The sequence below is a fragment of the Aromatoleum aromaticum EbN1 genome (assembly GCF_000025965.1).
GTDB classification, from domain to species: domain Bacteria; phylum Pseudomonadota; class Gammaproteobacteria; order Burkholderiales; family Rhodocyclaceae; genus Aromatoleum; species Aromatoleum aromaticum.
In genome coordinates this window covers 522,826-542,104 of the sequence record NC_006513.1, presented here as the reverse complement: position 1 = coordinate 542,104, position 19,279 = coordinate 522,826, and the positions used below count along the sequence as shown (strand labels likewise).

General features: G+C 64.4%; 17 protein-coding genes. All 17 read left to right on the top strand.

What is annotated here, in order from left to right:
• Positions 1–199: 199 nt before the first annotated feature.
• The 17 genes from gyrA to EBN1_RS02450 all read left to right on the top strand — a co-directional run bounded on the left by gyrA (position 200) and on the right by EBN1_RS02450 (position 19,218).
• Positions 200–2,830, top strand: a complete 2,631-nt coding sequence (gene gyrA, locus EBN1_RS02530) for a DNA gyrase subunit A (protein ID WP_011236345.1) — start codon at positions 200–202, stop codon at positions 2,828–2,830.
• 25 nt (positions 2,831–2,855) lie between these two features.
• A complete protein-coding gene (gene serC, locus EBN1_RS02525) occupies positions 2,856–3,956 on the top strand; it encodes a 3-phosphoserine/phosphohydroxythreonine transaminase (RefSeq protein ID WP_011236344.1) in 1,101 nt (366 codons plus the stop codon).
• Between the two features lie 24 nt (positions 3,957–3,980).
• Positions 3,981–5,045, top strand: a complete 1,065-nt coding sequence (gene pheA / locus EBN1_RS02520) for a prephenate dehydratase (RefSeq protein WP_011236343.1) — start codon at positions 3,981–3,983, stop codon at positions 5,043–5,045.
• A gap of 28 nt (positions 5,046–5,073) precedes the next feature.
• Positions 5,074–5,976, top strand: a complete 903-nt coding sequence (locus tag EBN1_RS02515; protein ID WP_041645571.1) for a prephenate dehydrogenase — start codon at positions 5,074–5,076, stop codon at positions 5,974–5,976.
• A gap of 2 nt (positions 5,977–5,978) precedes the next feature.
• Positions 5,979–7,913 (top strand): bifunctional 3-phosphoshikimate 1-carboxyvinyltransferase/cytidylate kinase, encoded by a 1,935-nt coding sequence (locus tag EBN1_RS02510; protein ID WP_041645568.1) that lies wholly within the window; start codon positions 5,979–5,981, stop codon positions 7,911–7,913.
• A gap of 102 nt (positions 7,914–8,015) precedes the next feature.
• Positions 8,016–9,725 (top strand): 30S ribosomal protein S1, encoded by a 1,710-nt coding sequence (gene rpsA / locus EBN1_RS02505; protein ID WP_011236340.1) that lies wholly within the window; start codon positions 8,016–8,018, stop codon positions 9,723–9,725.
• A gap of 12 nt (positions 9,726–9,737) precedes the next feature.
• On the top strand, positions 9,738–10,022 hold the full coding sequence (locus tag EBN1_RS02500) for an integration host factor subunit beta (RefSeq protein WP_011236339.1): 285 nt from the start codon (positions 9,738–9,740) through the stop codon (positions 10,020–10,022).
• Between the two features lie 92 nt (positions 10,023–10,114).
• The gene (locus EBN1_RS02495) at positions 10,115–10,423 is read left to right on the top strand and encodes a LapA family protein (protein WP_011236338.1); all 309 of its coding nucleotides are present in this window, start codon (positions 10,115–10,117) and stop codon (positions 10,421–10,423) included.
• Positions 10,424–10,426: 3 nt separating this feature from the next.
• Positions 10,427–11,602 carry a lipopolysaccharide assembly protein LapB gene (gene lapB, locus EBN1_RS02490; RefSeq protein ID WP_011236337.1) on the top strand — a complete coding sequence of 392 codons (1,176 nt, stop codon included), beginning with the start codon at positions 10,427–10,429 and terminating at the stop codon, positions 11,600–11,602.
• Positions 11,603–11,677: 75 nt separating this feature from the next.
• Positions 11,678–13,000, top strand: a complete 1,323-nt coding sequence (locus EBN1_RS02485) for a UDP-glucose dehydrogenase family protein (protein WP_011236336.1) — start codon at positions 11,678–11,680, stop codon at positions 12,998–13,000.
• A gap of 119 nt (positions 13,001–13,119) precedes the next feature.
• Positions 13,120–14,463, top strand: a complete 1,344-nt coding sequence (locus EBN1_RS02480) for an IS4-like element ISAzo5 family transposase (protein WP_083782911.1) — start codon at positions 13,120–13,122, stop codon at positions 14,461–14,463.
• Positions 14,464–14,597: 134 nt separating this feature from the next.
• Positions 14,598–15,488, top strand: a complete 891-nt coding sequence (cysM, locus tag EBN1_RS02475; protein ID WP_011236335.1) for a cysteine synthase CysM — start codon at positions 14,598–14,600, stop codon at positions 15,486–15,488.
• A gap of 19 nt (positions 15,489–15,507) precedes the next feature.
• Positions 15,508–17,481 carry a translocation/assembly module TamB domain-containing protein gene (locus EBN1_RS02470; protein WP_011236334.1) on the top strand — a complete coding sequence of 658 codons (1,974 nt, stop codon included), beginning with the start codon at positions 15,508–15,510 and terminating at the stop codon, positions 17,479–17,481.
• A 64-nt stretch (positions 17,482–17,545) separates the two neighbouring features.
• Entirely contained in the window at positions 17,546–17,737 is a 192-nt protein-coding gene (locus EBN1_RS02465; RefSeq protein ID WP_011236333.1) for a hypothetical protein, read from the top strand.
• Positions 17,734–18,168: a YdbL family probable chaperone protein gene (locus tag EBN1_RS02460; RefSeq protein ID WP_011236332.1), complete on the top strand. Its 435-nt coding sequence runs from the start codon at positions 17,734–17,736 to the stop codon at positions 18,166–18,168. Before EBN1_RS02465 ends, EBN1_RS02460 begins: the two co-directional genes overlap by 4 nt.
• Entirely contained in the window at positions 18,168–18,956 is a 789-nt protein-coding gene (locus tag EBN1_RS02455) for a 3'-5' exonuclease (protein ID WP_173361272.1), read from the top strand. The genes EBN1_RS02460 and EBN1_RS02455 overlap by 1 nt, the downstream gene beginning before the upstream one ends.
• A 19-nt stretch (positions 18,957–18,975) precedes the next feature.
• Complete coding sequence (locus tag EBN1_RS02450) at positions 18,976–19,218, top strand: GlsB/YeaQ/YmgE family stress response membrane protein (protein ID WP_011236330.1); 243 nt, start codon at positions 18,976–18,978, stop codon at positions 19,216–19,218.
• The last annotated feature ends 61 nt before the right edge of the window (positions 19,219–19,279 follow it).

Below are 19,279 nucleotides of genomic sequence, written 5' to 3'. Positions count from 1 at the left end.
GATTGCAGGCGCTGCGCAGGTGCGACAGCTTGGCATCTCGGTTTTTCCTACGATTTAAGCATACGTCGGTTTGTCCCGCCATCGGCGCGTTCGTGAGTGATGCGTATGGTCGGGCACCCTGGCAATGCGGACCGTCCGGTACCGGCCGCATGGTAAGATTGCACGCTTTTGATCGAGCGGTTTTCGCCGCCGCCGCTAAATGACCCCGTTTGCCAAGGAAACGCTGCCGATCAGTCTCGAAGACGAGATGCGGCACTCCTATCTCGACTACGCGATGAGCGTGATCGTCGGCCGCGCGCTGCCCGATGCCCGCGATGGGCTCAAGCCGGTTCACAGGCGTGTGCTGTTCGCGATGCACGAGCTGTCGAACGACTGGAACAAGGCTTACAAGAAGTCCGCGCGGATCGTCGGTGACGTCATCGGCAAGTATCACCCCCATGGAGACTCCGCGGTCTACGACACCATCGTGCGGATGGCGCAGAACTTCTCGCTGCGCTACATGCTCGTCGACGGCCAGGGAAACTTCGGCTCCGTCGATGGCGACAACGCCGCAGCGATGCGTTACACCGAAATCCGCATGGCGCGGATCGGTCACGAGTTGCTTGCCGACATCGACAAGGAAACGGTGGATTTCGGCCCGAACTACGACGGTTCGGAGAGGGAGCCCCTGATCCTGCCGGCAAAGATCCCGAACCTGCTGATCAATGGGTCGTCGGGCATCGCTGTCGGCATGGCGACGAACATCCCGCCGCACAACCTCGGCGAAGTGCTCGATGCCTGCCTGAAGCTGCTGGAGAACCCGGACACCGATATCGAAGAGCTGATCGCCCTCGTCAAGGCGCCGGACTTTCCGACTGCCGCGTTGATCTACGGGCTCTCGGGCGTGCACGACGGTTACCGTACCGGCCGCGGCCGCGTCGTGATGCGCGCGCGCACGCACTTCGAAGATCTGGAAAAAGGCAACCGCCAGGCGATCATCGTCGATGAGCTGCCGTATCAGGTGAACAAGCGCACGCTGCTCGAGCGCATTGCCGAGTTGGTGAACGAAAAGAAGATCGAGGGCATCAGCGAGATTCGCGACGAGTCGGACAAGTCCGGCATGCGCGTCGTCATCGAGCTCAAGCGCAACGAAGTGCCTGAAGTCGTGCTGAACAACCTCTTCAAGCAGACCCAGCTGCAGGATACGTTCGGCATGAACATGGTGGCGCTGGTCGATGGCAAGCCGCGCACGCTGAACCTGAAGCAGATGCTCGACTGCTTCCTGTCGCACCGGCGTGAAGTCATTACGCGCCGCACGGTGTTCGAGCTGCGCAAGGCGCGCGAACGCGGACATATCCTCGAAGGGCTTGCCGTCGCGCTGTCGAATGTCGACGAGATCATCGCGTTGATCAAGGCGGCTCCGGCACCGGCCGACGCCAAGCGCGGGCTGATGGAACGCACGTGGCATTCCGCGCTGGTCGAGGAGATGCTCGCGCGCGCCCTCGCCGCCAGCTATCGCCCCGACAGCCTGGCGCCCGAGTTCGGCCTCTCGGCGCAGGGCTACGGGCTGTCGGACGCGCAGGCACAGGCGATCCTGGAGCTGCGCCTGCAACGCCTGACCGGACTCGAGCAGGACAAGATCGTCACCGAATACCGCGAAGTGATGGACGTCATCACCGACCTGCTCGACATTCTCGCGAATCCGCCGCGCATCACCGCGATCATCGTCGAGGAACTGGGCGCGATTCGGCACCAGTTCGACGACCCGCGCCGTTCCGAGATCGTGCTGAACACGGCCGAGATCAACATCGAGGACCTGATCGCGCCCGAAGACATGGTCGTGACGCTGTCGCACGCCGGCTACTTCAAGCGCCAGCCGCTGACCGACTACCGCGCGCAGCGTCGCGGCGGTCGCGGCAAGCAGGCGACCGGGATGAAGGATGACGATTTCATCGACCGTCTGTTCGTCGCCAACACGCACGACTACATCCTGTGCTTCTCCAGTCGCGGTCGCGTCTATTGGCTCAAGGTGTATGAGGTCCCCGAAGGCACGCGCAACTCGCGCGGCCGTCCGATCGTGAATCTTTTCCCGTTGATGGAAGGAGAGAAGATCAACGCGGTGCTGCCGGTGCAGGCTTTCGACGACGATCATTTCGTCTTCATGGCGACCGCCGAAGGCACGGTGAAGAAGACCGCGCTGACCGCGTTCTCCAATCCCCGCAAGGCCGGCATCATTGCGGCGAACCTCGACGACGGCGACCGCCTGATCGGCGTCGCGATCACCGACGGCAACAGCGACGTCATGCTGTTTTCCGATGCCGGCAAGGCGGTGCGCTTCCCCGAAGGCGACGTTCGCCCGATGGGCCGCGAGGCGCGCGGGGTGCGCGGCATGAATCTCGAGGAAGGCCAGCGCGTGATCGCGATGCTGGTCGCGAAGGACGAGGAGCTGTCGGTGCTGACCGCGACCGAAAACGGCTACGGCAAGCGCACGCCGGTCGCCGAATACACCCGCCACGGCCGCGGCACCAAAGGCATGATCGCGATCCAGACGTCGGACCGCAACGGCAAGCTTGTCGGCGCCTGCCTTGTCGAGGAAAGCGACGAGGTGATGCTGATCTCGACGGGCGGAGTGCTGATCCGGACCAGAGTGCAGGACATCCGCGAACTGGGCCGGGCGACGCAGGGTGTGACGCTGATCAACCTCGACGAGGGCACCTCGCTGGCGGGGATCGAGAAAGTCGCGGAGTCCGAAGTCGACGAGCCTGCGGCTGACGTTCCTGACGACGGCATCGCCCCGGCCGACTCCGAGCCGGCGGTGGATGGCATGCAAACGGATGATCTGCCGGAGTAAGACCGCGAAGGGGGAGTTCCAGACGATGACACGCGTATACAACTTCAGCGCCGGGCCCGCGGCGCTGCCGGAGGCGGTGCTGCAACAGGCCGCCGAAGAGATGCTCGACTGGCAGGGCGCGGGTTGCGGCGTGATGGAAATGAGCCATCGCGGCAAGGAGTTCACGTCGATCGTCGCACAGGCGGAAGCGGATTTGCGCGAGCTGCTGGCAATCCCGGACAACTACCGCGTGCTGTTCCTGCAGGGCGGTGCGACGCAACAGTTCGCGCAGATCCCGATGAATCTGCTCGCCGGAGGGTCGGCTGACTATCTCGTGACCGGGAGCTGGTCGAAGAAGGCTTACGGCGAAGCGAAGCATCTGGCCGGCGCGCTCGGCGGCGCAGTCCGGCTCGCCGGCTCCACGGAGACCGCCGGATTCACGCGCCTGCTGCGCACGGAAGAACTCGACCTCGACCCGCGGGCGCGCTATCTGCATCTATGCACCAACGAGACGATCCACGGCGTCGAGCTGTGCGAAGTCAGCCGGTTGCCGGACACCGGCGTGCCGCTGGTCGCCGACATGTCGTCGCATATCCTGTCGCGCCCGCTCGACATCGGCCGCTACGGCCTGATCTATGCCGGGGCACAAAAAAACATCGGTCCTTCCGGGCTGGTCGTCGTCATCGTGCGCGAGGACCTGCTCGGCCATGCTTCGCCGGTGACACCGACGATCATGGATTATCGCGTGATGGCGGAGAACGGATCGATGCTCAACACTCCGCCGACCTACGCGATCTACATCGCCGGACTTGTATTCCGCTGGCTCAAGGCGCAGGGCGGCCTCGCGGCGGTCGAGGCGAACAACATCGCGAAGTCGGACCTGCTCTACGATTTTCTTGACGCCAGCGATTTTTACGAGAACCGCGTCGCGCAGGACAGCCGCTCGCGGATGAACATCCCGTTCCTGCTGCGCGACGACGCGCTCAACGACCCTTTCCTCGCCGGGGCGAAGGCCGCTGGACTGACCCAGCTCAAGGGGCACAAGTCGGTCGGCGGGATGCGCGCATCGATCTATAACGCGATGCCGCTCGCCGGAGTGCAGGCGCTGGTTGATTACATGCGGGATTTTTCCGCGCGAAACGGTTGAATACGGACGGCTGAAAGGGCGAGCATGAGTGACGAACTGCTGAACCTCAGGAAGAACATCGACCGCCTCGACGAGGAAATCCTCGTCCGCCTTGCAGAACGCGCCCGGCACGCACAGCGCGTCGGCGAGATCAAGCAGGGCAACGTATATCGCCCCGAGCGCGAAGCGCAGGTGCTGCGCCGCCTCGGCGCTGCCAATCCCGGGCCGTTGCCGGATCTGGCGGTGCAGCGGATCTTCCGTGAAATCATGTCGGCGTGCCTCGCACTCGAACGGCCGCTCAGGGTCGCCTACCTCGGGCCGGCGGGAACTTTTTCGGAGAGCGCTTCGCGCAAGCATTTCGGCTCGGCGCCGAACTTCGTACCGACCTCGACCATCGAGGAGGTCTTTCGCGCCGTCGAAGCCGGGAATGTTGACTACGGCGTCGTCCCGGTCGAGAACTCGACCGAAGGCGTGGTCGGCGGCACGCTCGACCTGCTGCTCGAGAATCCGTTGCAGATCTGCGGCGAAGTCAAGCTGCGCATCCATCAGCACCTGCTGTCGAAAGCTGCCGGTATCGGCGCGCTCAAACGGCTGTATTCGCACGCCCAGTCCCTCGCCCAGTGCCACGAGTGGCTGAACCGCAAGCTGCCGTCCCTTTCGCGCGTACCGGTCGCGAGCAACGCCGAGGCGGCGCGCCTCGCTTCTGAAGATGCCGAATCGTGCGCGATCGCGGGTGAGGCGGCGGCCGACCTCTACGGCCTCGGCGTGCTGGCTGCGAACATCGAGGACGATCCGAACAACACCACGTGCTTTCTCGTCATCGCGCACCACGACGCGGACCGCTCCGGCCAGGACAAGACTTCGCTGGTGTGCTCGGCACCGAATCGGCCCGGCGCGGTGCATGCGCTGCTCGAACCGCTGGCGAAGCACGGTGTCAGCATGAGCAAGCTGCAATCCCGTCCCGCGCGCGGCGGATTGTGGGAGTACGTGTTCTACATGGACATCGAAGGCCATCGCGACGACCCGGAGGTGGCCGCGGCTTTGAAGGAACTCAACGAACGTGCGGGGTTCGTCAAAGTGTTGGGGTCGTACCCGGGCGCGGTGATCTGAGCGGAATGAAACAGGCAAGGTGCAGGCAATGGTCATGATCGACAAGCTGGTCGTCTGTGGCGTCGGCCTGATTGGCGGCTCGTTCGCGCTGGCGCTGCGCCGGGCCGGACTGGTCAGGCGTATCGTCGGGCTCGGCCGCAGCCCCGCGTCGCTTGCCCGCGCAGTGGCCCTGGGCGTCATCGACAAGGCGGCTGCCGGCTGGGCCGACGCCCTGGACGGCGCCGATTTCGTCTTGTTGGCTACCCCGGTCGGGCAGATGGATGCGGTGATGGCGGCGATGGCGCCGCATCTGGCGCCGCGCACGGTGGTCACGGACGCTGGCAGTACCAAGCGCGACGTCATCGAGGCCATCTACCGCCATCTTCCCGACCACCTCCCGTATGTTGTCCCGGCGCACCCGATCGCCGGCGCCGAGTGCAGCGGTGTCGAGGCGTCATTCGCCGGGCTGTACGACGGCAGGAAGGTCGTCGTCACGCCGCTGCCGGAAAACGAGCCGGAGGCGGTGCTGCGCGTGCGCGAAGCGTGGGAAGCGTGCGGGGCGCTGATGCACGAGATGCCGCCGCAGGAGCACGATCGCGTGTTTGCCGCGGTCAGCCACCTGCCTCATCTGCTGGCGTTCGGGCTGGTGCACGACCTTGCCGGACGGTCCAACGCCGAACAGCTGTTCGGGTACGCCGCGAGCGGCTTTCGCGATTTCACGCGTATCGCGGGCAGCCATCCGGAGATGTGGCGGGATATCTGCATCGCCAACCGGCAGGCGCTGCTGGGCGAACTGGACCAGTATCTGGCCGAGCTCGCGCAGCTTCGGGCACTGCTGCTGTCTGGCGACGGCGACCGGCTCGAGCAACTGTTCGGCGAGGCGCGCCGGGCGCGCAACGCCTGGGCCGAGCAATTTTCCACTGCCGCCAACGCTGTTCCCACACCCGAATGACTATGGACTTCATCGACCTTCCGCCGATGCTCGACGCGACGGGGCAGGTGCGCCTGCCCGGCTCGAAGAGCATCTCGAACCGCACCCTGCTGCTTGCTGCCCTCGCCGAGGGACGAACGGAAATCCGTGACCTGCTCGCCTCCGACGACGTCGAGCGGATGCTCGACGCGCTGCGCACGCTGGGCGTCTCGTGGGCACGCGAGGGCGACAGCGACCACTATCGGGTCGACGGCGTCGCCGGGCCCTTTCCGGTCAAGGCCGCGGACCTGTTCCTGGGCAATGCCGGCACAGCGTTCCGCCCGCTGACCGCCGCGCTCGCGCTGTCAGGGGGCGAATACCGCCTGACAGGGGTGGCGCGGATGCATGAGCGGCCGATTGGCGACCTCGTCGACGGGCTGCGGCAGGTCGGTGCGAACGTGCGCTATCTCGGTGTCGAAGGCTTCCCGCCGCTGCATATCCTGCCCGCCGCGATTCGCCCCGGCGGCATGCTGCGCGTGCGAGGCGACGTTTCGAGCCAGTTCCTCACCGCGCTGCTGATGGCCTTGCCGCTCACCGGAACGCAGACCACGATCGAAGTCGTCGGCGAGCTGATCTCGAAGCCGTACATCTCGATCACGCTCGATCTGATGGCCCGCTTCGGCGTCGAGGTGCAGCGCGAGGGCTGGACCCGCTTCACCGTTCCCGGGGGCGCGCGCTACCGCAGCCCCGGCACGCTGTTCGTCGAAGGGGACGCATCGTCGGCTTCGTACTTTCTCGCCGCCGGTGCGATCGGCGGTGGGCCGGTTCGCGTCGAAGGCGTGGGCCGCAGCAGCATCCAGGGCGACGTGCGCTTCGCCGAGGCGCTCGCCGAACTCGGCGCCCGGGTGGATATCGGCGACAACTGGATCGAAGCGCGTGCACCGGAGAGCGGACGGCTGAAGGCGTTCGATCTCGACCTGAACCATATTCCCGACGCCGCGATGACGCTCGCCGTCGCGGCGCTGTTTGCCGACGGTCCGTGCACGCTGCGCAATATTGCAAGCTGGCGGGTCAAGGAAACCGACCGCATCGCAGCGATGGCGAAAGAATTGCGTAAAGTCGGCGCCGCAGTGGAGGAGGGGGCGGATTTCCTGCGCGTCACGCCCCCTGCGAAGCTCGTGCCGGCTGCGATTGACACCTACGATGACCACCGCATGGCGATGTGCTTCTCGCTGGTGAGCCTCGGCGGCTGCCGCGTGCGCATCAATGAGCCGAAATGCGTGAACAAGACTTTCCCGACCTATTTCGAGTGTTTCGCCAGCATCACCCGGCCTGTCCCGGTCATCGCGATCGACGGACCGTCGGCCTCCGGCAAGGGCACGGTCGCCGCGCGGGTCGCCGCCGCGCTGGGTTACCACTACCTCGACAGCGGTTCGCTGTACCGTCTGGTCGCGCTCGCGGCAAGGCGTGCGGAGCTCTCATTGGATGACGAGCCGGCGCTCGCGGCGCTCGCTGCGTGCTTGCCCGCCCGGTTCAGCGCAGCGCGAGTGATGCTCGACGACGAGGACGTCACTGACGCTATCCGCAGCGAAACGTGTTCGGTCGGTGCCTCCCGGGTGGCGGCATTGCCTGCGGTGCGCGCTGCCCTGCTCGGTCGCCAGCACGATTACCGTCGTGCGCCCGGACTCGTTGCGGAAGGGCGCGACATGGGCTCGATCGTGTTCCCGGATGCGACAGTCAAGATATTCCTCACCGCGACTGTCGAGGCGCGCGCGCAGCGTCGCTATAAGCAGTTGATGGAAAAAGGAATGGGTGCTAGCATGGAAAGTCTTTTAAAGGATCTTCATGAACGGGATGCGCGCGACGCCGCCCGCACTGTCGCTCCTTTGAAGAAATTGCCGGATGCGGTGCTCCTGGATACGACCAAAGTCGATGTGGAGCAGGCGGTCGGTTTCGTGCTCGACCGGGTCCGCTCTTAGCCCGTTCCCGCAGGCGAGAAGCAGACTCGCAAGAGTTTGTTTTCTGATTTTCAATCCTCTACTGGTAGCCGCTTTCGGGCGGCTTTTGGACCTTCACTCTTTATGACCACTGCCACCCCCGTTTCCGATTTCCAGGAAAGTTTTGCCGACCTGTTCGAAGAAAGCCTTGCCCGTCAGGAGATGCGCTCCGGCGAGGTGATCACCGCCGAAGTCGTGAGCATCGACCACAACTTCGTCGTCGTGAATGCCGGGCTGAAGTCCGAGAGCTACGTGCCGATCGAAGAGTTCCGCGACGACCGCGGCGAACTCGAAGTCCAGGTCGGCGACTTCGTCCACGTCGCTATCGACGCGCTGGAAGACGGCTACGGTGAAACCCGTCTGTCGCGCGAGAAGGCGAAGCGGATCGCAGCCTGGAACGATCTGGAAAAGGCACTCAACGAAGGCTCCCTAGTGAAGGGCCTGATCTCGGGTCGCGTCAAGGGTGGCCTGACGGTCATGACCAACAGCATCCGTGCGTTCCTGCCGGGCTCGCTGGTCGACATGCGTCCGGTCAAGGACACCTCGCCGTACGAAGGCAAGGAATTCGAATTCAAGGTCATCAAGCTCGACCGCAAGCGCAACAACGTCGTCGTGTCCCGCCGTGCCGTGCTCGAAGAGACGATGGGCGAAGAGCGCGAAAAGCTGCTCGCGAACCTCAAGGAAGGCACCGTCATCAAGGGTATCGTCAAGAACATCACCGATTACGGTGCGTTCGTCGATCTCGGCGGCATCGACGGCCTGCTGCACATCACCGACCTCGCATGGCGTCGCGTGCGTCACCCGTCCGAAGTTCTCAACGTCGGCGACGAGATCGACGCCAAGGTGCTTAAGTTCGACCAGGAAAAGAACCGCGTCTCGCTCGGCCTCAAGCAACTCGGCGAAGATCCGTGGGTCGGCATCTCGCGCCGTTACCCGCAGGGCACCCGCCTGTTTGGCAAGGTGACCAACATCACCGACTACGGCGCGTTTGTCGAGGTCGAACAGGGCATCGAGGGCCTGGTCCACGTCTCCGAAATGGACTGGACCAACAAGAACATCCATCCGACCAAGGTCGTTCAGCTCGGCGACGAAGTCGAAGTGATGATCCTCGAGATCGACGAAGACCGCCGCCGCATCTCGCTCGGCATGAAGCAGTGCATGTCGAACCCGTGGGATGATTTCGCGATCAACCACAAGAAGGGCGACAAGGTTCGCGGCCAGATCAAGTCGATCACCGATTTCGGTGTGTTCATCGGCCTGGATGGCGGCATCGACGGCCTGGTGCATCTGTCCGATCTGTCCTGGAGCGATACCGGCGAAGAGGCGGTGCGTCGCTTCAAGAAAGGCGACGAAGTCGAGGCTGTGGTCTTGGCGATCGACGTCGAGCGCGAGCGCATCTCGCTCGGCGTGAAGCAGCTCGAAGGCGATCCGTTCACGAATTTCATCGCGACCCACGAGAAGAACAGCATCGTTGGCGGCACAGTGAAATCGGTCGAGGCGCGCGGTGCGGTGATCGCGCTGAACGAGGATGTCGAAGGCTACCTGCGGGCTTCGGAAGCTGCTGCGCATCGTGTCGATGACTTGACGACCGTGCTGAAGGAAGGCCAGGAAGTCGAGGTCATGATCATCAACGTGGACCGCAAGACGCGTTCGATCAACCTGTCGATCCGCGCGAAGGATCAGGCCGAGCAGAGCGACGCGATGCAGAAGTTCGCATCGGACAGTTCCGCAGCCAGCGGTACCACGAACCTTGGTGCGCTGCTGAAGGCCAAGCTCAACGAGCAGAAGCAGTAAGTCCGGTTGGATATGACCAAATCGGAGCTGATTGCGAGGCTGGCGGCGCGTTTTCCACAGCTGGTCGCAAAAGACGCCGATTACGCGGTCAAGATGGTGATCGATGCGATGTCCGAAGCGCTTGCGCGCGGGGATCGCATCGAGATCCGGGGATTTGGCAGCTTTGCATTGAACTACCGACCGCCGAGGGTAGGGCGTAATCCGAAATCCGGGGACAAGGTTCTGGTTCCGGAAAAGTACGTGCCCCACTTCAAGGCCGGCAAAGAGCTGCGCGAGCGCGTCGATATCGCCGGATGAGCTGCGCGGCGGTCGGGTCTGCATCATGAATGTCCGGGAGGGCGGCGCAAGCCGCCTTCTTTTTTGCCCTTCGCTCGGAGATAATTCATCCCATGCGCGTCGTAATGTGGATCATCCGGCTCCTGCTGTTCTTCCTGCTGTTCGGTTTCGCAGTGAAGAACGACCATCTCGTGAGCCTTCACTTCTTTTTCGGCAGCAGCTGGCAGCTGCCGCTGGTGTTCGTCATCCTCGTCGCATTCACCGCGGGTGCCCTGCTCGGCGTGACCGCGACTTTCGGCTCGCTGCTGCGTCAGCGACGCGAAATCGGCCGCTTGCGGCGCCAGCTGGAGCGCGCCGCGCGCGACCGCCCGACCCACCCGGTCCCGAGCACGGCCGAAGTCCAGGCGCCCGAGACTTTTTGAGCGATGGAAATCGAATTCTGGTGGTTTCTGGCGCTACCGCTTTTTTTTGCGCTGGGCTGGCTGGCAGCCCGCATCGACATACGTCAGGTGGTGCATGAATCGCGCGCGCTGCCGCGTTCGTACCTGTCGGGTCTGAACTTTCTGCTGAATGAACAGCAAGACAAGGCGATCGATGCATTCATCGAAGCAGTGAAGATCGATCCGCAAACGATCGAGCTGCATTTCGCGCTGGGAAGCCTGTTTCGACGCCGCGGCGAGACCGATCGCGCCATTCGCATGCACCAGAGCCTTGTCGACCGCGAGGACCTCTCCGACGAGCAACGCCTTCAGGCGCTCGCCGAGCTTGGCCAGGATCATCTGAAGGCCGGGTTGCTGGATCGCGCCGAGGCGGTGTTCCTGAAGCTTCGGGACACCCGCCTCAATGACATTGCGGCGCGTTTCCTGCTCGAGATCTACCAGCAGGAAAAGGACTGGGCAAAGGCGATCGAGGCGGCAAAGGCCCTGCCGGATCACGAGAGCGTCCTGTGGCGCAAGGAAGTCGCGAATTTCTATTGCGAACTGGCGACCCTCGCCCTTGCCAGCTCGCGGAACGAGGAAGCCCGGCGCCATCTCGACCAGGCGTTCGCGATCAACCGGCAGTGTGTCCGCGCGAGCATCGTCCTCGGCGATCTCATGGCGGCGGAGAAGCGCTACGACGAGGCCATCGAAGTGTGGAAGCGCGTCGAGAGCCAGGATCCGGTTTACCTTGCGCTGGTCGCCGAACGCATCATGGACGCCCACCAGCGGCTAGACCGGGTCGAGCAGGGGCAGACGCTGCTGCGCTCATGGCTCGAGCGTCATTCCTCGCTCGATCTCCTCGACGAAGTGTTCCACTGGGAGCTCGAAAAGGAGGGGTCGCGCGCGGCCTATGACCTTGTCAGGGAAGAGCTGCGCCGCAATCCGACGCTGCTCGGGCTCGACAAGTTGCTCGAAGCCGCATTGCTGAACGCGCCGGCCGAGCAGCGCAGTGACATCGAACTTGTAAAACAGTTAATCCACGGTCACACCCGCCGGGTTGCGCGTTATCGTTGCGCCGAATGCGGGTTCAAGGCGCGCCAGTTCCAGTGGCGTTGCCCGGCGTGTGGCGGCTGGGAAACATATCCTCCGCGCCGCACGGAAGAATACGATCTCGCGCCGTAAGCGCCGATGACATGTTTTGCCGGCTGCGCGTGGATCGCCCGCCGGTTCGTTGTTTCTTCCGACTGAGGACGATTCATGAAAATCACCGTCGTGGGTACCGGGTATGTCGGACTCGTCAGTGGGGCCTGCCTCGCCGATGTCGGCAACGATGTGCTGTGCCTGGATGTCGATCCGGCCAAGATCCGCATCCTCAAAGGCGGCGGAATTCCGATCCACGAACCGGGGCTGCTGGAGATCGTGCGCCGCAATGTCGAGGCCGGACGGCTGTTCTTCACCACCGATGTCGAACGTGCAGCGCGTCACGGAACGATCCAGTTCATCGCGGTCGGGACACCGCCGGACGAAGATGGGTCGGCGGATCTGAAGTACGTGGTCGCGGCGGCACGAAACATTGGCAAGCACATGGACGGCTATCGCGTCATCGTCAACAAGTCGACGGTTCCGGTCGGTACGGGTGACTGCGTTCGCGAGGCGATCGTTGCGGAGTTGGCGGCGCGCGAAGTCGATTTTCCGTTCAGTGTCGTATCGAACCCGGAATTCCTGAAGGAAGGCGCGGCGGTCGATGACTTCATGCGTCCGGACCGGATCATCGTCGGTGCGGACGACGAGCGCGCGATTGATCTGATGCGCGAACTGTACGGCCCGTTTCAGCGCAATCGCGAAAAGATGCTGATGATGGATGTCAGGAGCGCCGAGCTGACGAAATATGCTGCCAACGCGATGCTCGCGACCCGCATCAGCTTCATGAACGAACTGGCGAACCTCGCCGAGACGCTCGGCGCCGACATTGAACTCGTGCGCCAGGGCATCGGCTCGGACCCCCGCATCGGCTGGCACTTTCTCTACGCCGGTTGCGGCTACGGTGGTTCGTGCTTCCCGAAGGACGTGAAAGCGCTGATCAACACCGGCCACGAGCGCGGACATGATCTGCTGATCCTGAACGCTGTCGAGGTGGCCAACGAGGTGCAGAAGCTGCGTCTCGTCGACAAGGTCGTCGCCCGGTTCGGCGAGGATCTGTCGGGCTGCCATTTCGGACTGTGGGGCCTCGCTTTCAAGCCCAACACCGACGACATGCGGGACGCACCGAGCCGGATAATCGTCGCCGAATTGCTGCGCCGTGGCGCTACGCTCGTTGCCTACGATCCGGTCGCGATGGACGAGGCGCGGCGTATCTTCGGTGACGAACCGCGGCTGGCCTATGCCGAGCGGCCGATGGAGGTCCTTGAAGGTGCCGATGCGTTGATCATCGTCACCGAATGGAAGGAGTTCCGCAGCCCGGATTTCATCCGGATCAAGCAGACGCTGCGGCATGCGGTGGTCTTCGACGGGCGCAACATGTACGAACCGTCGGTCATGGCACGGGTCGGCCTTGAATATCACGGCATCGGACGGCGCTGAGCCCATCTCGTTATACACAACTCCGCACCGCCGGCACGCCGATCTGAATAATCGTTGACCTTCAATGACTTACACGAAGTGCTTGTAAACCCATATAAAAACGCGTCTACTTTTGCAATTTGGGTGACCTGTTGGCGACGAAGAGCTGGGTGGTGGAGGAGTTTGCGGGGATGGCGCTGGGCGACGAGAGACTGAACAAGCGGGCGAAGGTGCTGATGGAGCGGTTGTCGGCGAAGCCGACGGCGGGCATTCCGATGGCGTGCCGGGGCTGGGGCGAGACGGTTGGCGCGTACCGCTTCCTGGGCAACGACGAGGTCGACTGGCAGGCGATCCTGGCGCCGCATTGGGAGCGCACCCGCAGCCGCATGCGTGCCCATCCGGTGGTGTTGTGCCTGCAGGACACGACCGAGCTGGACTTCAACGGGCAGGGCATCGCGGGTCTGGGGCGGCTGAACTACGAGGCGCGCCGCGGCATGTACCTGCACCCGACCTATGCGGTGACGCCCGAGCGCGAACCGCTGGGCGTGCTCGATGCGTGGATGTGGGCGCGCGAGGATGTCGATGAACCAGGCGAGCGCACCAGCATCAAGGAGAGCGCGCGCTGGCCCGAAGGCTACGAGCGGGTCGCGGAGTTGGCCACGGGGATGGCGACCACCCGCCTGGTGTATGTAGCCGACCGCGAAGCGGATCTGATGGAAATGATGCTGCGCGCCCAGACGCTGGGCACGCCGGCCGACTGGCTGGTGCGGGCCAAGCACAACCGTTGCTTGCCAGAGGGCGCGAAGCTGTGGTCGCACACCTGCGCAGGCGAGCCGCTGGGCGAGATCGTGTTCACGATGGGCTCGCGCCACGGCCAGAAGGCGCGCGAGGTGCGCCAGCAACTGTGGGCCCGACGGGTCAGCCTGCCTGCGGGCAAGGCGGGCACGGTATCGGCCACCTGCATCGTGGCGCGCGAGATCGGCGCGCCGGCCGGCACCAAGCCCGTGGAGTGGCGCCTGCTCACCAACCGGGAAGCTGCGACGGCTGCCGACGTGGTCGAGCTGATCGACTGGTATCGGGCGCGCTGGGAGATCGAGACTTTCTTTCACGTGCTCAAGAACGGCTGTCGGATCGAAGCGCTGCAACTGTCCGCCATCGAGCGCCTGGAGCGCGCGCTGGCGTTGTTCATGGTCGTCGCCTGGCGCATCGCGCATCTGATGCGCACCGGCCGAACCTGCCCCGAGCTGGATGCCACGCTCTTCTTCGACCCCGACGAGATCCGCGGCGCGTATCTGCTCACGAAGAAGAAACCGCCCGCCACCCCGCCCACCATCAACGAAGTGCTGCGCCTGATCGCCACCCTCGGCGGCTTCCTGGCGCGCAAGGGCGACGGCGAGCCGGGTGTGAAGACCATCTGGCTGGGCTTGCAGCGCGTCATGGATGCCGCCGCCACCATACAGGCGCTACGCGATGAGGCGGCCTGAGTTGTGTATAACGACATGCGCTGAGCCCCGTTCCGGAACGATTGCCGATATAAGCTTATGTCGCCCCGCGGGTTTGCGCGGACGGGCTCCACGCTTACTATCGGCTCATCGAAATCAGACCGGAACACAGGGATATGGACTACAAGACGCTGGAAGACTACGTTGGCCACACGCCGCTGGTGCGCCTCAAGCGCATCGGCGCGGGTCGCAACAACGTCATTCTCGCGAAGCTCGAAGGCAACAACCCGGCCGGATCGGTAAAGGACCGGCCGGCGCTGTCGATGATCGTGCAGGCGGAAGCGCGCGGCGAGATCCGCCCCGGCGATACGCTGATCGAGGCGACCAGCGGAAATACCGGGATTGCGCTGGCGATGGCTGCGGCGATGCGCGGTTACCAGATGATCCTCGTGATGCCGGAAAACCAGAGCGTCGAGCGGCGCCAGACCATGCGGGCATTCGGCGCCGAGCTCGTCCTGACTCCGCGCGACGGCGGCATGGAAATGGCCCGGGACGTCGCGGAGCGGATGCGCGATGAAGGCCGGGGCATCATCCTTGACCAGTTCGCGAATCCGGACAATCCGCTCTCTCATTATGAAGCCACTGGTCCGGAAATCTGGGAGCAGACGGACGGCCGGATCACGCACTTCGTCAGCAGCATGGGCACGACCGGGACGATCATGGGCTGCTCGCGCTTTTTGAAGGAAAGAAATCCGGCAGTCCGGATTATCGGCTGCCAGCCCGACGAGGGCTCGCAGATCCCGGGCATCCGCAAGTGGCCCGAAGCCTATCTGCCGAAGATCTACGAAAAACCGCGGGTCGATGCGCTCGAAAACGTGAGCCAGGCCGACGCCGAGGAGATGACACGGCGCCTGGCGCGCGAGGAAGGCATTTTTGCCGGAATATCCTCCGGCGGCGCGATGCACGTCGCCGTCCGCATTGCTGCCGAACTGGAAAATGCAGTGATCGTGTCCATCATCTGCGATCGTGGCGACCGGTACCTGTCGACCGGCGTGTTTCCGGGCTGAGCTCCGTTCCGGCCGACGCATGATGCGTCTGGCTTTTCTGCTTTTGCTCCTGGCGTGGTCAGGATTTGCCGGAGCGCGGACCCTGCAACTCGACCTGGGTCGCCTCACGCATCCTGTTTTCGTCATTGACGGCCTGCACGTTCGGCTGGGCGACGAAGGCGAGGCCGCTGAACTGGCGATCGAACGCTTCGCGATCGGCAAGCGCGACTGGCAGGGTATCACCATCCGTTGCCCGGCCTTTCGCCTCGAACGTGTGGTCCGCTGCCGCAGAGGCCTGTTGACCGTCCCGGGCCTGTTCGAGCGTGCGGCCATCGACCTGCACTTCGACACCCGGAACAAGAGCGGCAAACTCAATCTGCGCATATCCGGTCGCGAAACGATCGACATTGTGATGCGTCCGGATGGCCGAATCGTCGCGTCGCTTGCAGGGCTTGCGGTCGCACGTCTGGGGAAGCTTCTCGATCTGGCAAGCTGGAATATGGCGGGGCGCCTCGCTGGTCGCATCGAATATTCTCCGACACGCGGCGGCGCCCGCATCCAGGTGTCGGGCAAGCTCGAAAGTGGCCGATTTTCGCAGGCGGATGGGCTGCGGGCGGCGGAAGGGCTGGGCCTCGATATCGATCTGCGGGCGCGGCGCGGGCTTGCCGGGTGGGATTGGCAGGGGCGTATGGCTTGGAACGCCGGCGAAGCGTATCTGCATCCGCTATACCTCGTGGCCGGACCGGTCATCGAGGCAGCGGGGCGGCTCGAAGCGGATGTGCTCACGGTGGCACGCGCGCGGCTCGAACTCGAAGGCGTGCGCACGATCGCCGCAACCGCCGAAATCGGCCTGCAACCCGTGGCCGTGAGAAGCCTGGCGTTTTCGCTCGCCGACGCTGATCTCGCGGTGGTCGGTCCGCGCTATCTCGCTCCAGCGTTTGCGCCGGCCGCAACGGATCGGCTGCACTTCTCGGGTCACGTCAGCGCCGCAGCGACAGTCGAAGAGGGGGTGCCGACCACGGTGGATCTTGCGTTCGACGAGGCCGGCTTCAGCCTCAGTGACAAGGAACTGAGTTTCGGTCCGCTGACCGGGGTGGTGCCCTGGCGCGCGGAAGCTCGCACCGAAGCGCGACTGGCGGTCGCTGGCGGTCGCTGGCAAAAGCTCGGGCTGGGCGCCTTCGAACTTGTCGCGCAACTCGACGGGCAACGCGTCGACGTCGGCCGCGTCGCGATCCCGGTGCTCGACGGAGCGCTGGTCCTCGAGCGGCTGGCGCTCGTGCGCGATGCGACGGGCTGGCATGGCAGGGGTGCCGCTGTCGTCGAGCCGATATCGATGGCGCTGCTCGCCGAGGCGGCCGGCCTGCCGGCGATGTCCGGCGTGCTGAGCGCGTCACTGCCGGGGTTGCGCGTCGCGCCGGGCGAAATCTCGCTCGACGGCGCTCTGGTTATTTCGGTGTTCGGCGGCTACCTGCAGGCGACGCGCCTGCAATTGTTCGAACCGTTCGGCGTCGCATCGCATCTTTACGCGGACGTCCAGGCGCGCCACCTCGACCTCGGACAATTGACCGAAGCCTTCTCGTTCGGCAGCGTGTCCGGTTTTGTCGACGCGGACGTCCTCGGGCTGGAACTCGCGGGCTGGCAGCCGGTGCGCTTCGATGCACGCGTCGTCAGCAGCCCCGGAAGCTATCCGCGACGGATCAGCCAGCGTGCGGTGCAGAACATCAGCGCGCTCGGCGGGCCCGGCGCGGTGGCCGCGCTGCAGCGTGGGCTGCTCGGCGTGTTCGAGACGTTCGGCTACCGCGAGATCGGCATCTCCTGCGTCCTGCGCAACGGCGTATGCCGCATGGGCGGCCTCGATGATCCTGGGGCGCCCGGTGACGGCTACTACATCGTGCGTGGCGGCGGCGTCCCTGCGTTGAATGTCATCGGCTACAATCGGCGCGTCGATTGGAACGAGCTGATCGATCGTCTGCAGCGGGTCATCGCGTCGAACGCGCCCCCCGTCATCCAGTAGCAGTCGGAATTCGCGGCTTCGCCGCAACACGCCCGACTCGCCGCGGGCAGGAACAGGAGGCCGGATGATTGGATTCCCCAGAGTCGCTGTGCTCGGCGCCGTGGTGGCGACCGCCAGCGCCTGCGTGACGATCAATATCTATTTTCCCGCTGCGGCCGCGGAAAAAGCCGCCGATCGCATCATCGAGGACGTCTGGCAGCTCGGCGAAGGCGAGACGCCGACAATCCGACCGCAGCCGGACGGGGAGACGAAATGAATGCGATGACGAAGACGATGATGAAATGGCGCGGCTGGATCGCCGTGTTGCTGCTCGGCTTTGCCGGACTGGTGCTCGCGCAGGGGAACATCGAAATCGACACGCCGGCGATCGCGGCGCTCAAGCAGTCGATGCAGCAGCGTCATGCGAAGCTCGCGCTGTTGTACGCGTCGGGTGCCGTCGGGCTGGCGGCCGACGGCAACGTTGCCCTGCGCGATGCCTCCGGCGTCCCGCTCGCGCAGCGCGGCCAGGCGAATGCGCTGGTCGCCGCTGAAAACGCCGATCGCGCCGCCCTCTATCGCGAAATTGCACGCGCCAACGGTCATCCCGAGTGGGAGGCGGAGGTGCGCGCCACGTTCGCGCGGCGCTGGATCGAGCGCGCCCGGCCGGGCTGGTGGATCCAGCGCGATGGCAGCTGGGTGCGCAAGTGATGCCGGTCCTCGTCTTCGATATCGAGACCGTCCCGGATGTCGAAGGCATCCGCGTCCTCAACGGTCTGCCCGACGATCTCGATGATTACGAAGTCGCCGAGTTCGCTTTCCAGCAGCGGCGGGCGGCCAATGGCAGCGACTTCCTCCAGCATCACCTGCAGCGCGTTGTGACGATTTCGTGCGTGCTGCGGGACGCCTCCCAGTTCCGGGTCTTCTCGCTGTCCGAACCGGACTGCACGGAAGGCGAGATCATCCAGCGCTTCTACGACGGCATCGAACGCTTCACGCCGCAGATCGTGTCATGGAATGGCGGGGGTTTCGACCTGCCGGTGCTGCATTACCGCGGCCTGAAACACGGCGTGTCGGCACCGCGGTACTGGGACCAGGGTGAAGGGGATTACCAGGATTCGCGCGATTTCAAGTGGAACAACTACATCGGCCGCTATCACAGCCGGCACCTCGACCTGATGGACCTGCTCGCGCTGTACCAGCCGCGTGCGAACGCACCGCTCGACGAGATGGCGAAGCTGATGGGGTTTCCCGGCAAGCTCGGCATGGACGGTTCCGCAGTGTGGTGCGCGTGGCAGGACGAGCGTGCCGCGGAAATCCGCGATTACTGTGAAACCGATGTCGTCAACACCTACTTGGTGTACCTGGGTTTTCAGCGCATGCGCGGCCGGCTCGATGCGGTGGCGCACGCCGCCGAACTCGCCGTCGTGCGCGAAGCCCTCGGGCGCATCGACGCGCCGCACTGGAAGCAGTTCCTTGCCGCGTGGCCTGAAGTCTGAACCTCAAGGAGATATGCTCATGTCGCTCATCGGGACCATCATCATCGGCTTCATCGTCGGACTCCTTGCACGCCTGCTGCATCCTGGCAAGGATGGCCTCGGGATCATCATGACGACGCTGCTTGGCATCGCGGGAGCGATGCTCGCGACGTACGGCGGACAGTTCCTCGGCCTGTACCGGCCGGGGGAGCCCTCCGGCTTCATCGGCGCGCTTGTCGGCGCGATCATCATTCTGTTCATCGTGACCCGCCTGCGCAAATGATCGGCGCAGAGGGCTGAAAAAAACGGCCAGCGTTGAGCTGGCCGTCTGCATCTCGCGGTCG

Coding starts and splice junctions, on each gene's coding strand:
- pheA (WP_011236343.1), top strand. CDS start 3,981: ATGAGTGACGAACTGCTGAACCTCAGGAAGAACATCGACCGCCTCGAC.
- EBN1_RS02455 (WP_173361272.1), top strand. CDS start 18,168: ATGCCGGTCCTCGTCTTCGATATCGAGACCGTCCCGGATGTCGAAGGC.
- gyrA (WP_011236345.1), top strand. CDS start 200: ATGACCCCGTTTGCCAAGGAAACGCTGCCGATCAGTCTCGAAGACGAG.
- lapB (WP_011236337.1), top strand. CDS start 10,427: ATGGAAATCGAATTCTGGTGGTTTCTGGCGCTACCGCTTTTTTTTGCG.
- EBN1_RS02450 (WP_011236330.1), top strand. CDS start 18,976: ATGTCGCTCATCGGGACCATCATCATCGGCTTCATCGTCGGACTCCTT.
- EBN1_RS02495 (WP_011236338.1), top strand. CDS start 10,115: ATGCGCGTCGTAATGTGGATCATCCGGCTCCTGCTGTTCTTCCTGCTG.
- rpsA (WP_011236340.1), top strand. CDS start 8,016: ATGACCACTGCCACCCCCGTTTCCGATTTCCAGGAAAGTTTTGCCGAC.
- EBN1_RS02460 (WP_011236332.1), top strand. CDS start 17,734: ATGAATGCGATGACGAAGACGATGATGAAATGGCGCGGCTGGATCGCC.
- EBN1_RS02485 (WP_011236336.1), top strand. CDS start 11,678: ATGAAAATCACCGTCGTGGGTACCGGGTATGTCGGACTCGTCAGTGGG.
- serC (WP_011236344.1), top strand. CDS start 2,856: ATGACACGCGTATACAACTTCAGCGCCGGGCCCGCGGCGCTGCCGGAG.
- EBN1_RS02500 (WP_011236339.1), top strand. CDS start 9,738: ATGACCAAATCGGAGCTGATTGCGAGGCTGGCGGCGCGTTTTCCACAG.
- EBN1_RS02510 (WP_041645568.1), top strand. CDS start 5,979: ATGGACTTCATCGACCTTCCGCCGATGCTCGACGCGACGGGGCAGGTG.
- EBN1_RS02465 (WP_011236333.1), top strand. CDS start 17,546: ATGATTGGATTCCCCAGAGTCGCTGTGCTCGGCGCCGTGGTGGCGACC.
- cysM (WP_011236335.1), top strand. CDS start 14,598: ATGGACTACAAGACGCTGGAAGACTACGTTGGCCACACGCCGCTGGTG.
- EBN1_RS02470 (WP_011236334.1), top strand. CDS start 15,508: ATGATGCGTCTGGCTTTTCTGCTTTTGCTCCTGGCGTGGTCAGGATTT.
- EBN1_RS02515 (WP_041645571.1), top strand. CDS start 5,074: ATGGTCATGATCGACAAGCTGGTCGTCTGTGGCGTCGGCCTGATTGGC.